General features: G+C 61.8%; 16 protein-coding genes. 11 read left to right on the forward strand and 5 right to left on the reverse strand.

The window, feature by feature from the left end; all coding sequences use genetic code 11:
• Positions 1–45: 45 nt before the first annotated feature.
• Positions 46–624, reverse strand: a complete 579-nt coding sequence (locus DW2_RS13325; protein WP_009573601.1) for a cation efflux transmembrane domain-containing protein — start codon at positions 622–624, stop codon at positions 46–48.
• Between the two features lie 103 nt (positions 625–727).
• Positions 728–1,156: a MerR family transcriptional regulator gene (locus DW2_RS13330; protein WP_013959865.1), complete on the reverse strand. Its 429-nt coding sequence runs from the start codon at positions 1,154–1,156 to the stop codon at positions 728–730.
• A 171-nt stretch (positions 1,157–1,327) separates the two neighbouring features.
• Here DW2_RS13330 and DW2_RS13335 point away from each other — a divergent pair, with 171 nt between their 5' ends.
• Genes DW2_RS13335 through lnt form a run of 10 tightly spaced genes read left to right on the forward strand, consistent with a single transcriptional unit; the run spans position 1,328 to position 8,786 of the window.
• Positions 1,328–1,930, forward strand: a complete 603-nt coding sequence (locus DW2_RS13335; protein WP_018001723.1) for an SCO family protein — start codon at positions 1,328–1,330, stop codon at positions 1,928–1,930.
• Positions 1,931–1,935: 5 nt separating this feature from the next.
• Positions 1,936–2,358 carry a disulfide bond formation protein B gene (locus tag DW2_RS13340; protein WP_018001722.1) on the forward strand — a complete coding sequence of 141 codons (423 nt, stop codon included), beginning with the start codon at positions 1,936–1,938 and terminating at the stop codon, positions 2,356–2,358.
• Positions 2,355–3,014: a DsbA family protein gene (locus tag DW2_RS13345; RefSeq protein WP_018001721.1), complete on the forward strand. Its 660-nt coding sequence runs from the start codon at positions 2,355–2,357 to the stop codon at positions 3,012–3,014. Before DW2_RS13340 ends, DW2_RS13345 begins: the two co-directional genes overlap by 4 nt.
• Positions 3,015–3,037: 23 nt before the next feature.
• Positions 3,038–3,505 carry a copper chaperone PCu(A)C gene (locus tag DW2_RS13350; protein WP_018001720.1) on the forward strand — a complete coding sequence of 156 codons (468 nt, stop codon included), beginning with the start codon at positions 3,038–3,040 and terminating at the stop codon, positions 3,503–3,505.
• Positions 3,505–4,131: an SCO family protein gene (locus tag DW2_RS13355; protein ID WP_026155632.1), complete on the forward strand. Its 627-nt coding sequence runs from the start codon at positions 3,505–3,507 to the stop codon at positions 4,129–4,131. The genes DW2_RS13350 and DW2_RS13355 overlap by 1 nt, the downstream gene beginning before the upstream one ends.
• On the forward strand, positions 4,128–5,501 hold the full coding sequence (locus DW2_RS13360; RefSeq protein ID WP_026155631.1) for a M23 family metallopeptidase: 1,374 nt from the start codon (positions 4,128–4,130) through the stop codon (positions 5,499–5,501). Before DW2_RS13355 ends, DW2_RS13360 begins: the two co-directional genes overlap by 4 nt.
• A gap of 3 nt (positions 5,502–5,504) precedes the next feature.
• Complete coding sequence (locus tag DW2_RS13365; RefSeq protein WP_018001717.1) at positions 5,505–5,960, forward strand: DUF411 domain-containing protein; 456 nt, start codon at positions 5,505–5,507, stop codon at positions 5,958–5,960.
• A gap of 12 nt (positions 5,961–5,972) precedes the next feature.
• Positions 5,973–6,755, forward strand: coding sequence for a ZIP family metal transporter (locus DW2_RS13370; protein WP_026155630.1), 783 nt, complete (start codon positions 5,973–5,975; stop codon positions 6,753–6,755).
• A gap of 28 nt (positions 6,756–6,783) precedes the next feature.
• Positions 6,784–7,242, forward strand: a complete 459-nt coding sequence (gene lspA, locus DW2_RS13375) for a signal peptidase II (protein WP_018001715.1) — start codon at positions 6,784–6,786, stop codon at positions 7,240–7,242.
• A complete protein-coding gene (lnt, locus tag DW2_RS13380) occupies positions 7,209–8,786 on the forward strand; it encodes an apolipoprotein N-acyltransferase (protein ID WP_018001714.1) in 1,578 nt (525 codons plus the stop codon). Before lspA ends, lnt begins: the two co-directional genes overlap by 34 nt.
• 9 nt (positions 8,787–8,795) lie before the next feature.
• On the opposite strand, the gene DW2_RS13385 is transcribed toward lnt, so the two are convergent.
• Together DW2_RS13385 and DW2_RS13390 are read right to left on the reverse strand one after the other, a co-directional pair.
• The gene (locus DW2_RS13385; RefSeq protein WP_018001713.1) at positions 8,796–9,308 is read right to left on the reverse strand and encodes a L,D-transpeptidase family protein; all 513 of its coding nucleotides are present in this window, start codon (positions 9,306–9,308) and stop codon (positions 8,796–8,798) included.
• A 63-nt stretch (positions 9,309–9,371) separates the two neighbouring features.
• Complete coding sequence (locus DW2_RS13390) at positions 9,372–11,726, reverse strand: heavy metal translocating P-type ATPase (RefSeq protein WP_018001712.1); 2,355 nt, start codon at positions 11,724–11,726, stop codon at positions 9,372–9,374.
• Positions 11,727–11,908: 182 nt separating this feature from the next.
• On the opposite strand from DW2_RS13390, the gene DW2_RS13395 reads away from it, so the two are divergent.
• Positions 11,909–12,193 (forward strand): hypothetical protein, encoded by a 285-nt coding sequence (locus DW2_RS13395; protein WP_038068706.1) that lies wholly within the window; start codon positions 11,909–11,911, stop codon positions 12,191–12,193.
• Positions 12,194–12,218: 25 nt separating this feature from the next.
• Here the strand turns inward: DW2_RS13395 and DW2_RS13400 are convergent, their stop codons facing one another.
• Entirely contained in the window at positions 12,219–12,884 is a 666-nt protein-coding gene (locus tag DW2_RS13400; protein WP_026155629.1) for a L,D-transpeptidase, read from the reverse strand.
• Positions 12,885–13,220 lie beyond the last annotated feature (336 nt).

A 13,220-nucleotide genomic window follows, 5' to 3' on the forward strand; every position in this document is an offset into this window, starting at 1 on the left:
GTCACTATAGCTTCAATCCTTTCTTTCAGAAAGAATCTCCCGCAACTATTTGTCCGTGTGAACCGCTTTGTGGTGTTCGCCGTGTGCGTCGCGCAGGATGTCGATACCGCCCCAGGCCGCGATCCCGGCGACGATCACACCGACGACAAGGTCCGGCCAGTTGGTTCCTAGCCAAGCGACGAGGCCACCGGCCACGACGATCCCGAGGTTCGCGGCGAAATCGTTGTAACTGAAGGTGTTGGCCGCGCGGATATTGACGTTTGGATTTTTGAGCTTAGCGAGCAGCCAAACGCAGACTGCGTTGATAGCCGCCGCGATCAGGGCCATTGCAATCATGATCGTCCCGAGCGGATCTGACCCACCGATGTAGCGGCGCCACGCATCGTAGAGGATGCCTGCAGCGAACAGGATCAGCAGCCCGCCGGAAACGTTCGCCGCCCCGCGTTTCCATTTGGCGGATCGGGACAAAGCGAAAAGGCTGATCGCGTAGACGAAGCTGTCGGAGAGGTTATCGAGCCCGTTGGCGATCAGGGCACTTGAGTCGCCGAAGGCGCCTGTTGCGAAAAAAGCCACGGCCAAACCGATATTGAGCGCCAGAACGATCCAAAGCGTCCGTCTCTCCATTGAATCTTGTCTAGCGGCCATTTTGTGGTTCCAGCTTGTGTTGTACGACACATTAACTTCTGCGGCAGATCTGCGTTCCAGCCGGAATGTTGGCTGAATTCCTTCAGGCCCCGATTTCCTCGTGTTCGGTCAAGCATTCCGAATGGTCCCGCAACACCTCAAGCACCTTGCAATCTCCCGTCCGCCCGCCGCTGCATTCGTGAACCATGCGTTTCAGTTCCGTGCGCAGCGCCTTCAGGCGGGCCATGCGCTGCTCCACCTGTTTGAGCTGGCGACGCGCGATGGCATCAGCCTCATCACAGGGCCGGTTGGGATGGTCGCTGAGGTCGAGCAGCTCGCGGATCGCATCGAGCGAGAAACCGAGTTGTCGCGAATGGCGGATGAAGGACAGCCGGTCGAGCTGTGCATTGTCGTAGCGCCTCTGCCCGCCTTCGGTCCTGCCAGGTTCGGGCATGAGCCCAATCTGTTCGTAGTACCGGATGGTCTGCACCTTCGTGCCAGTCTTCTTTGACAGAGTACCGATCGTGAGCATTTTCGCCTCCATGAAAAAGATACAGTTTGTGTAGGTTTTGCCGTCGGAATAAACAAGTGTCGGTTTCACAGACGCGTGAGTTCAAGCTATACCATGATTTCGTGCTTGAACCTCTAGCGGCTAGAGGATGTATCCGCACTTGCAATAAGAATCAAAAACAGGCGAACAGGATTGTCCCTTACATCGGCACAGAAGTTTCTTTGGGTTTTGGCAGGCGTGGCAGCGCTTGCCTTCGTATGGCTCTTGCTATGGTCCGATTATCGTGCCGATAGCGCCCGAACTGACGCCGAGCCGCCTTTTTTCGCTGAGTTCGAACTGACGGACCACCAGGGTATGGTTCAAACCGAGGAGGACTTTGCGGGGCGCTGGATGCTGGTTTTTTTCGGCTTTACCAACTGCCCCGACGTCTGCCCGACGACCCTATCTGAGGTCGCGGCGGTGATGGACGGTCTGGGCGACGATGCCGCCAAGGTCCAGCCGATTTTCATCACCATCGACCCCGAACGGGACACGCCCGCCGCACTCGCCGAATACGTCCCGCTGTTCGATGCGGGCATCATCGGTCTGACCGGCACGCCGGAACAGATCGCCGCCACATCCGAGACGTTTCCGATCTTCTTTGAACGCGTCGAAGAGGCTGCGGCGCCGGATGGTTACACGATGGGCCACACGTCGCATTTGTTCCTCTTCGATCCCGACGCGGGCTTCGCCGACTCGTGGCCCTACGGCACCTCCGCCGAAGAGATACTCGCCGATCTGGAAGAGAGGTTCTGACCGACATGAACCGTATGTCCGGAGAAACAGCCCTCGGGCTGGCGTGGATCATCGCGCTCGTCGCCTCGCTTGCCGTGCTTTTTGTCGGCGAGGTGCTGGGGCAGACGCCCTGTGTGCTGTGCTGGTTCCAGCGCGCCTTCATGTTCCCCTTGGCCATTGTCCTCGGGCTCGGCCTTTGGTGGCGGGACGGCCGCGTGGGGCGCTACGGCATCGCATTGGCGCTTGGCGGCGGCGCAATCGCCCTCTGGCACATGGGGCTGTACGTCGGTCTTGTTCCCGAACGCGTCCAGCCCTGCACGGCCACCGGCCCCTCTTGCACCGATGACAACCAACTGGTCTTCGGCATCCCTATCCCGCTGATGGCGCTCGCCGCCTTCGCGCTGATCGGGGCGCTGTCGGCCCTTTCATTGAAGGACACACGAACATGAATCGACGCGGCCTGATCCTGTCCGTTCTTGCCCTCGGCGCCGCCGGTTTCGGCGGAGCCACCTGGTTTGCAATCCGCCCCGGCCCAGTGGCCGAAGCGGAGCCCGTTGCTCCGGAACTTGCGGAGGCGATGATCCGCCCCTACTCGCCCATCCTCGGGCCTGCGGATGCGCCCGTCACGATCGTCGAATTCTTCGATCCGGCCTGCGAGGCCTGTCGCGCCTTTCATCCCATCGTGAAGGACATCATGGCCGAGCATGGGGAAGCTGTCCGCGTCGTGATCCGCTACACGCCCTTCCACGGCGCGGCATCCGAGGAAGCCATCCGCGTGCTCGAAGCGGCGCGCATGCAGGACGTTTACGTGCCGGTGCTCGAGGCCGTTCTGCGGGAACAGCCGAGATGGGCGTCGCACGGTGCCCCGGCGCCTGGCCTGATCCTTCAGATCGCCGCCACGGCCGGACTCGATGCCGAAGCCGCGCGCACGCAAATGCTGGCACCCGGTGTCGTGGCGATCCTTAACCAGGATCGTGCTGACGTCGAGGCCGTGGGAATTCGCCAGACGCCCACATTCTTTGTGAACGGCAAGCCGCTCGATCCATTCGGGGAGGCAGAGTTGCGTCGTCTGGTGGCCGCCGAAGTCGCTGCCGCGCAAAGCTGAATGGAAAGGGCAGGATCAGAACGATGAAAAAGTATATTTTGACTGGCACACTGGCCGCGCTTTTGACCCTTGGAGGGCTCTCGGTGCCCGCGCTGGCCGGACCCGAGGATGTTGTCGTCGAGAACGCGTGGTCCCGCGCCTCCATCGGGATGAACCGTCCCGGGGCCGCTTACATGACGATCCGCAACACTGGCGACGAGCCGGTGACGCTGATCGGCCTTACAACACCGCTCGCGATGATGCCCGAAATCCACGAGACGAAGACCAATGCCGAAGGTGTGAGCTCCATGAGCCCGGCGGGGGAGATCGCGATCGCCCCGGGCGAGAGCGTCGCGCTCGAACCGGGGGGCCTGCACGCAATGCTGATGCGGCTACAAGAACCGATGACGGAAGGGGACACCTTTCCGCTGACCCTGCTTTTCGACGACGGAGGCGAAGTGACGGTCAAGGTGCCGATCCTCGGAATCGCCGCGCGGGGGCCAGAGGACTGATGCGGCGACGGGCGGTCCTGGGGTACGGCGCGGCTGGTGTCGGGGCGGTCGCCCTGATGCTCTTCGTCGGTTGGTGGCAGGTCGATGGACCCGGTGGACCCGAACCTGTCGGGCAGCGGCCTGTGGCCCTGACCGAGATGGATTTCCGTCTGACGGATCATGAGGGCAACGCGGTCGGGCCGGAAACCCTGATCGGTCGCCCGACGATGGCGTTCTTCGGCTTCACCTACTGTCCCGATGTCTGCCCGACCACGCTTTCTGACATTTCGGGATGGCTCGACGATCTGGGAGACGAGGCCGACGAGATGAACGTGGTTTTCATCACGGTCGATCCCGAGCGCGACACTGTCGAAACGATGGCCGAATATGTCGGCTACTTCCATCCGGCGATCCGCGGCTGGACGGGACCGGAAGAGCAGATAGCGCGCGTCGCGGACGGCTTCCGCGCCACCTACGAGCGAGTACCGGCGGAGAGCGGCGATTACACGATGAACCACACCGCGAGCGTCTTCCTGTTCGCAGCCTCTGGGCGATTCGTCACCATGATCGACTATCACGAGCCCAAAGAATTCGCGGTGCCGAAGATCCGCCGCGCGCTGGAAGAAGAAATGGAGGGGGCGACATGAGGCTCAGAACTTTGGCGGCTTGTGTCGCAATTGCGGGGACGGTTTCGGGAGCGGCTATCGCCATCTCTGATTCCATGTCGAAAGAACCCGTGCCGCCGGAACTTGCCCAGGCAGGTAGCTGGATGCCCCAAGGTCCTGAAGCCCCCCAGAACGTTGACATCCCCGTGACGCTGCCCGCGGCGGCATGGGCAGACGATGCACCCGACCTCAGCCCGCTGCCCCTTCTGCAGGCCGCGTTTGCCGACAGGCCGGTGCAAGCGATCGAGCCACCCCTGTCGACGTGGTCGCGCGACATTGCTCCGGGCGAAACGCTCGATTTCTTGCTGTCAGAGGCCGGTCTTGCGGCACCTGACAGAGCCGAAGTTGCCCTCGCGCTTGGTGCGGAATACGATCTGCGACGGCTGCGGCCGGGGCACTCGGTCACTGTCGCTTCGACCGTGGACGGCAGCCCCCGCACCGTCTCACTCGCCGTCGAGGACGGGGTTCGGATCGAGGTGGTTTTCGGCGAGCAGATGTCCACGCAGGTCGTGGCTCCGGATCCGGAAATCGTAACCCTTGCCGGCGAAGCCATGATCGACAGCTCGATCTTCGCGGCACTCGACGAAGCCGGCATACCCGCCCGTTTTTCCGTGGACCTTGCGCAGATGCTGGGTGGGACCGTGGATTTCCGCCGCGAGATGGCCGGTGGCGAAACACTAAGGCTTCTCTGGCGTGAGGCGCGGGTCGGAGAGGACAGGATCGGACAGCCCGAACTCGCCTTCGCCGCACTGGAGATCGGCGGTTCGCTTTACGAGATCGTATGGCCGGACGACGGCAGCGGTCAGGCGACGATCTACGTCGATGGCGAGGTGCTGCGCGTCTTCGCACAGCCGGTAGAGGGTGCGCGCCTCAGCTCGGTGTTCGGACGCCGCACGCATCCGGTCTTTGGCAACGTCCGGATGCACACCGGCGTCGATTTTGCAGCGGCACGTGGGACACCGGTTCAAGCGACGGCACCGGGGCGGGTCAATTTCATCGGCTGGCGCGGCGGATATGGTCGCGTGGTCGAAATCTTGCACGGCTCCGACACCATGACGCGCTACGCGCATCTGAGCGCCGTGCCGGAAGACTTGGCACAAGGCCAACGCGTTGCGGCGGGAGACGTGATCGGCCGCGTCGGCGCGACTGGCACGGCGACAGGTCCGAACCTGCACTATGAGGTGCTCGTGGATGGGCGCCCGACTGACCCCCTCTCTGACGACCGGCTCGCCGAAGCGGCCGAGAGCGATGCGGATGATACCGCCGCGCTCTCGCGTCTGGCCGAGGCGCGGGCGCTTCTGAATGAAAACCTCGGCAGCGAGATTGCCAAAACGACAACCGAAAGGCTCTGACCCATGAAACGCATGACACAAGTTCTTGCCATCACGCTCGCCCTGTTCCCAGCGGCCCAGGCCCTCGCAGAGGCAACGGCGATCGACGTCCGCAAGACCAACGGATGCGGCTGCTGCCTCTCGTGGATGAAACATCTCGAAGAGAACGGGTTTGTGCCGACCGGCCAGGACATGTTCGGCGGGCTTCTCGTGCGCTTCAAGCTAGACAACGGCGTGCCGCAGCGCATGGTCTCCTGCCACACCGCGCTCATTGACGGCTACGTGATCGAGGGCCATGTACCGGCCGCTGACATCCGCCGCCTTCTCGAGGAGCGCCCGGACGCCGTCGGCCTCGCTGTTCCGGGGATGCCCTATGGCTCGCCCGGCATGGGGCCAGAAGACGACCGCGAGGCCTATGATGTCTTCCTCATCCGCAAGGACGGGTCGACGGAAGTCTTTTCGAGCTACGCCGAAGGATAATCTGGCCCGCCCATGGAAAATCTGTCTCCGATAATGCTCGGCTTTCTCGGAAGTCTTGCCGCCGGATCGCTCACAGCAGTCGGAGCAGTTCCCGTGCTGTTCGGGCGCATCCCGTCTCGGGCCACACGCGATCTGTCGCTCGGCTTCGCTGCCGGTGTGATGCTCGCCGCTTCTTTCTTTTCGCTGATCATCCCGGCATTGGATGCGGCGGAGCCGATGTTCGAAAACGGCGCGATGCCTGCGGCCATCGTATGCGTTTCGATTCTTCTGGGCATGGGGGCTGTCGCCCTGATGAACGAAAAGCTGCCGCACGAGCACTTCAAGACGGGACGCGAAGGGCCCGAAGCGGCGTCTTTGCGGCGGGTCTGGCTGTTCATCATCGCAATCACGATCCACAACTTCCCCGAAGGCCTTGCGGTTGGGGTCGGCTTCGGATCCGGAGGTATGGAGGGCGGTCTGCCGCTCGCCATCGGCATCGGGCTTCAGAATGCGCCCGAAGGATTGGCCGTCGCTGTATCTCTGCTGGGCGAGGGATATCCGAAGCTGCGCGCCTGGGGCATCGCGGCGCTGACGGGCATGATCGAGCCGATTGGCGGTTTGCTCGGGGCCGGCATCATCACACTGTCGGAACCGCTGCTTCCATGGGGTCTGGCCTTTGCCGCGGGCGCAATGCTCTACGTCATTAGCCACGAAATCATCCCCGAAACCCATCGCAGCGGCCATCAGAACAGGGCGACGCTCGGTCTCGCAGTCGGGCTCGTTCTGATGCTGTTCCTTGATGTCTGGTTGGGATGAGGCAATGTCACTAAACAAGGTATCTCCGATGATCGGCGTCTTCGCAGCACTTGCTGCGTTCGCGATCGATCAGATCACCAAAGCCATTGTCGTTGCGAATGCCGTCACTTTAAGCGCCGGAATTCCCGTGTTTCCGGGATTCAACCTCGTCTTTTATCGTAATGACGGCGTGACTTTCGGGATGTTGGGCGGCGCGCCGTGGTGGAGCCTCATCGCTTTCGCTCTTGCCATCTGTGTTTGGCTGGGGGTTATGCTGTTTCGCGCCGACAATGCGGTGGAAACGCTTGCCTACGGTGCGATCATTGGCGGAGCCCTGGGCAATGTCATCGATCGTGTGCGGTATCGGGCTGTAACAGACTTTCTCGATTTCTACATTGGCACAACACATTGGCCTGCCTTCAACTTGGCCGATGTATTTGTCGTCAGTGGCGTGGGGCTCTTGCTCGCCGCGCCATGGATCAGCGCGCGGCGTTCGATCAAGTCGTGAAGCCGGAAATTCTGAACCGCATCGCTCTGCGCCACCGTTTGCTTTCGCGGATGACGCTTGGTTTCGCCGCCGGGGCGATGACCGTTCTGACTTTCCCGCCTCTTTCGATTCTCCTGCTCGTTCCCGTTGCCTATTCCGCGTTGTTTGTCGGGCTTCGCGATCTCTCCTTCGGGCGCGCTTTCCTCGTCGGCTGGGCGTTTGGTCTCGGCCAGTTCGGTTTCGGGATTTGGTGGATCGCGGAAAGTTTCTACGTCGAGGCCGAGCGGTTTGGGACGATGGCGATTCCGGCGGTCGCGGGATTGTCCGCAGGTCTCGCGATTTTCCCAGCCATTGCCGCTGCGCTTTTTGCCGAAATCGCGCGGCGCGGAGCCATGGGCAGTCTCTTGGCCTGCCTCCTGTTCGCGACCTCCTGGACCGTGGCCGAGTGGTTGCGTGGTCACGTTCTGACAGGGTTTCCCTGGAACCTGGCCGGTTACGCACTTGTAGACTACGCCGCCCTTCGCCAGACCGCCGCCTGGGTCGGAAGCTATGGGCTAAGCTTTCTCACCGTGTTCGTCGCGGTACTCCCTGGCGCGGCTGCTATGGCGTCCGGGCGGCAACGATTGACCATCTCGCTCATGGCGCTGGCCGGAATCGCGACGATGTGGGCTGTCGGCACGCTGCGCCTCCAGTCGGATGCACAACAGCCACCCGGTGTCGACCTGCGCATCGTCCAGGGCAACATTCCACAAGAGGAGAAATGGGCTCCCGAGAACCGCGAGGCGACCTTCGCGCGCTATCTTGAGCTTTCAACCCGGCCCGGCGATTTCGACGTGCTTCTCTGGCCGGAAACCGCCTTTCCGGGTTTCCTCGATGAGGATACGGAGGCACGGGCCCGCATTGCCGCAGCGCTACCAGACGGCAGAGTGCTGCTTACCGGTGTGCCGGACCGTGTACCGAGCGAGGATGGCACCCGATATTTCAACACGGTCCAGGCATTTGACGAGACCGGCGAGATCCTGACCGGATACGCGAAACACCATCTCGTGCCCTTCGGCGAATATGTGCCATTCCGCGGCTGGTTGCCCATCGAGCGGCTCACGGCGGGTCTGGGCGATTTTACGCCCGGACCGGGCCCGAGAACGCTTGCGCTTCCGGGTGTGCCGCTGGTCGCCGTGGCGATCTGCTATGAGATCATCTTCCCAGGGCATGTGGTCGACGACCTGTTCCGGCCGGACTGGATTTTCAACGCGACAAACGATGCCTGGTTTGGCACCAGCATCGGACCCGAGCAGCATCTGGCTTCCGCACGTATGCGCGCCGTAGAGGAAGGCCTTCCAGTCATCCGAGCCGCGAATACGGGCATCTCTGCGGTCATCGACGCGAGCGGAGAGATCGTTGCGCGGCTCGATACCGGCGAAACGGGCATCATCGACGCTAGCCTGCCCTCCGCGCGACCGCCGACACTCTACGCGAGCTTCGGGGACTGGATGCTGTTGGCGCTCATCTTGGCTTCGTGGAGCTGGGCAATGGCGCCAATGCGACGGCTCACTACCGCCGCATGAGAAAGACCGTCATGCAAAGATGTGGATAGGTGTCCCGTCCTTCACCATTGCATAGATGTCCTCGATCTCCCGATCCGTGACCGCGATGCAGCCAGCTGTCCAGTCGCGGACATTTGTCGGGTCGATGCCGGGGCGTGGGCCACCATGGATGAAGATGTCGCCGCCGGGGGAAAGGCCCTGCGCTTCGGCAAAGGCGATGTCGGCCTCGTTCGGATAAGAGATGCCAATCGAAAGATGGTAGGTGCTGTTGGGGTTTCGCCTGTCGATTGTGTAAACTCCTTCCGGAGTCCGGCCATCCCCCTCGAATTGTTTGTGACCCTCAGGAGCGAAACCCAGCCCGACCGGATAGGTTTGCAAGACGCGATCGGCTCCGTCGAGAACAAGCAAGCGCTGTCCCTTGTAAAGCCGAACACGGGTGACTTCGGGTCCGTCATAGCTGCGGAACTTGCTGGCACACCCGGACAGAAACGCTACCAGCCCGCCCAACAGGACGGCGCGGCGGGGAAATCGGATGGTTTTCACTGCTCGATGCCTCTTTCGTGAGGTCTGTTATGGACATTACGTTACCTTGCAAATGCTGCGTGATCAATGTCCGTGGGCAAGCGCGGCCTTTGCCATCTGTGGGCCAACCTGCTCACCGCCGGACGGCGGCGCCTTGGCCTCTTGGCTGTTCAGCAGGCGCAGGGCATTGGCCACCACCAGCAATGACACTCCTACGTCGGCTGCAATCGCGCCCCACATCGATGCCAGTCCGAACGCGGTAGCGACAACGAAAACGCCCTTGGTCGCCAAGGAAATACCGATGTTCTGATGAATGATCGACATTGTCCGGCGCGAATGACCGATCAGCCAAGGCACCTTGCCGAGATCGTCGGTCATCAGGGCTATATCCGCCGTCTCGATTGCCGCGTCCGAACCAACGGCACCCATTGCGATGGCGTAATGCGCGCGCGCCATGGCCGGGGCGTCGTTGACCCCGTCGCCGATCATGGCCACCATGTCATGCGTTTCGACCAGTTCTTCGATGGCAGTCACCTTGTCTTCGGGCAGAAGCTCGGCACGGACCTCGTCGATGCCGACCTCGGCTGCAACAGCGCGCGCTGTCCGCTCGTTATCACCGGTCAGCATGACGATGGTCTTCACACCCTGCGCGTGAAGCTGCGCCACGATGCCTTTGGCATCCGGGCGGATACGGTCGCGCAATTCCAAGATGCCGGTGACACCGGTGTCGTCGCCCACGGCAACAAGGGTGCTGCCAGCCCCTTCGATGCGGTCGCGCAAATCCTTCGGAATGGCGTCGCCGAAACCCTTCTCCTCGGCAAACCGGTCCGACCCCAGCCAGATCGACCGGCCGTCTGTGCGTCCTTCAAGTCCCCTGCCCGGAACGGTTCGGGTATCTTCCGCGGCGGATACCTTGATGCCGTCGGCTTCTGCCCGCGCAAGAATGGCGCGCGCCAAGGGATGCGAGGAACGTGCCTCCAGCCCAGCGGCGAGGGTCATCAGATCTTGCGCCGATGCTTTGCCCAGCGGATGCACCGCCGCCACCTCGGGCTCGCCCATGGTGATCGTGCCGGTCTTGTCCATGGCCAGTGCAGTGGTCTTGCCCGGTGCCTCAACATATGCACCGCCCTTGATCAGCACCCCGGCCCGCGCTGAGGCGGTGAGTGCAGCGACGATGGAGACCGGTGTCGAGATGACCAGAGCGCATGGGCAAGCGATCACCAGCAGCACGAGTGCATTGTAGAACCAATAATCCCAGGCCCCCCCGAAAATGAGCGGCGGCAGCAGGGCAATTGCAATGGCGAGAGCCATGACGATAGGCGTATAGATGCGGGCGAATTTCGCCACCCACTGCTCCACCGGCGCGCGGCGGGCATGGGCGTCGCCGACCATGCGGATAATCTTGGCCAACACGGTGTCCGAGGCGGCCTTCGTGGCGCGCACCGTCAGTGTGCCTTCGCCGTTGATCGTACCGGCATAGACTTCGTCGCCCCGTTCCTTTGGGACCAGCGCACTCTCTCCGGTGATCGGCGCCTGATCGACGGCCCCTGCCCCATCGACAACCTCACCATCCAATGGGATGCGGTCTCCGCCGCGCACGATGAAACGTGCGTTGATAGCAACCGCAGAAGCCGGAACGTCCGCTTCCGAGCCGTCATCATGAAGAACTCTTGCCGTCGGCGGCGCGAGGTCGAGCAGAGCTGAAACCGCATTCCTCGCACGCCCGACGCTCCAGCTTTCGAGGTAGAGCGAGAGCGAAAAGAAGAACGCGACTGTCGCCGCCTCGAAAAATTCGCCAAGCCCGATGGCACCGGCCACGGCGACCACCATGAGCAGGTTCATGTCGGGCGACAGCCGCCGAGCGGACGACCATGCCTTGGGTGCCACGAGCCAGACACCGAACAGGATCGCAACCGCGAACAGCCCTGCCTCGACCAGTGGCATCGGCGCTTCGCCGTGACCCGCGAAGAGGCCGAGCGCCCCGCCCATGCCGGTCTCGATGATGTGCCACAGAAATCCCGCGGCCCAGAAGCCTCCACTGAGCGCCGTAAACAGCCGCTGTCTTGCAAGATGGGCCGCCTGGTCGACCGACGCGTTCTCGGCATCCCAAGGCTTGGCGGTCATGCCGGTGCTTGCGACCAGTTCTGCAATTTCGCCGTCCGATAAACTCTTGGCGCTGTCGAGAATAGTCATCCGCCCATTGATCACGTCGAACGCGAGATGCTCGGCCCCGCCGATCTTCGGGCCGACCACCTTGTTCAGGATTGCTACCTCCTCGGCGCAATCGAGGCCGGACACCTGAAAACTGCGCCCGCCCGCTGGCGCGGGGGTCGCCGGAACGATGTCGCCGCACGTTCCGGCGCTCCCGCAGCAGCTGCCGCCGCTTGTCTGGGCATCTTCGGCGTGATCGTGGTCGTGACGATGGGTGTCGGGCGGCATGAATGGACCTCTGGATTCGGGTGCTTTACCATGACATAGCCCCTACAGTAGCTAGAGCTTCAAGAGCAAAATACGGTGGTATTTCAGTTTGTTTTATTGCTAGAGGATGCGGCGACCGGCTCCATCACGCCTTGAGGCATGAAAAGCCGATGCAAAGAAAAACAGACACGAAAGGAAGCTTGATGCGGGTTTTGATGCTGAAGCAAAAAATAATTGTTGCAGTGGCGCTGTCTCTTACGGCCGGGTGCGCAATCCAGCCGACTGGACCGGGCGACTCGGCAGACCGGCGGGGCAAAGTTCCCGAAGCCGTGATTGCAATGGCTGCCCCGGATCAGGATGTTGCAACCGCGCGCTTGGTGCCCGAGGACGGGTGCTACTGGTACAAACACAGCGGCCCCGTAGAAACAACCTTGCTGCCGCTGCGCACGGCGAACGGCAATCGTATCTGCACCCCTCGCGAAACTTAATTGCGTTTGCCGTCCGCTGCTTGGCTTAGCTGCGGGCAGTCACGCTGTCCTCCGCCGAGTAAAGATAGGCGGTAGAGCCGGTCTCGACGTTCGGGTAAAGATCATTGATATGAGCCATGACCATCCGTACGCAGCCCGAACTTGCGCGGCCACCGATACTCCGTGGGCTCGGAGTGCCATGGATGCGCAAAAGGGTATCGCGATCCCCGACGTAGAGATACAGCGCCCTCGATCCAAGCGCGTTTTCCGGTCCCGGTTCCATGCCATCGGCAATGTCAGCATAAAGTTCGGGGTCGCGATTGATCATGCTCTGTGTCGGTTGCCAGTGCGGCCACCTGACCTTGCGCTTGATGGTATAGACACCCGGCTCGTAGAGGTTCCCCCGCGCGATGGCCACGCCGTAGCGCATCGCGGTTCCACCCTCTTCAATGTGGTAAAGATATCGTGCGACCGCGTCGACATGGATATCTCCCGGCACGAGACCGGCCTTCGCGACCACACGTTGCGGTAGGAACCGCGGGTGCAATCCCCATGGGTTGGAAGTCTCGGCAACATAACCCTGAGGCGTCACCTGTGCGTCCCATTCAGCCTTCTGAGCCTCGGTGGGCCAAGTGTCGGCAAAAGCCATACCGGGACCGGTCACCGAAAAAAGCGCCGTTGTTGTCTGAATGAAGTGTCGTCTTGTCAGCATTTCGTACCCTTTCGGTTCTCACCGGCGATTGATGGCAAGAACGGTATGTGTTCTCCTTGAACAGATAGGACTTCTAGTGGCTAGAGGTTCAAGGGCAAATTTTCGTAAGTAGACATGCGATCCTTGCAGTTTCCAGTTTGCTAGGGAGGAGAAAACTGCTCGCACAATACCTGGTCCGAAGTTGCGCAGCGACAATTCGTTAAGTCGCAGATTGTCTGGAAATTTAGGCACAGCGGCTTCGATATCGCGACCATGAGATCGGGAACGTCACGGCACAGGGAACTTGCGCCACTCGCAAATGCTACGATGCCATCTCTGGCTCCGGCTCTCATTCCG

It is taken from the genome of Thioclava atlantica (assembly GCF_000737065.1).
Classification (GTDB): Bacteria; Pseudomonadota; Alphaproteobacteria; order Rhodobacterales; family Rhodobacteraceae; genus Thioclava; species Thioclava atlantica.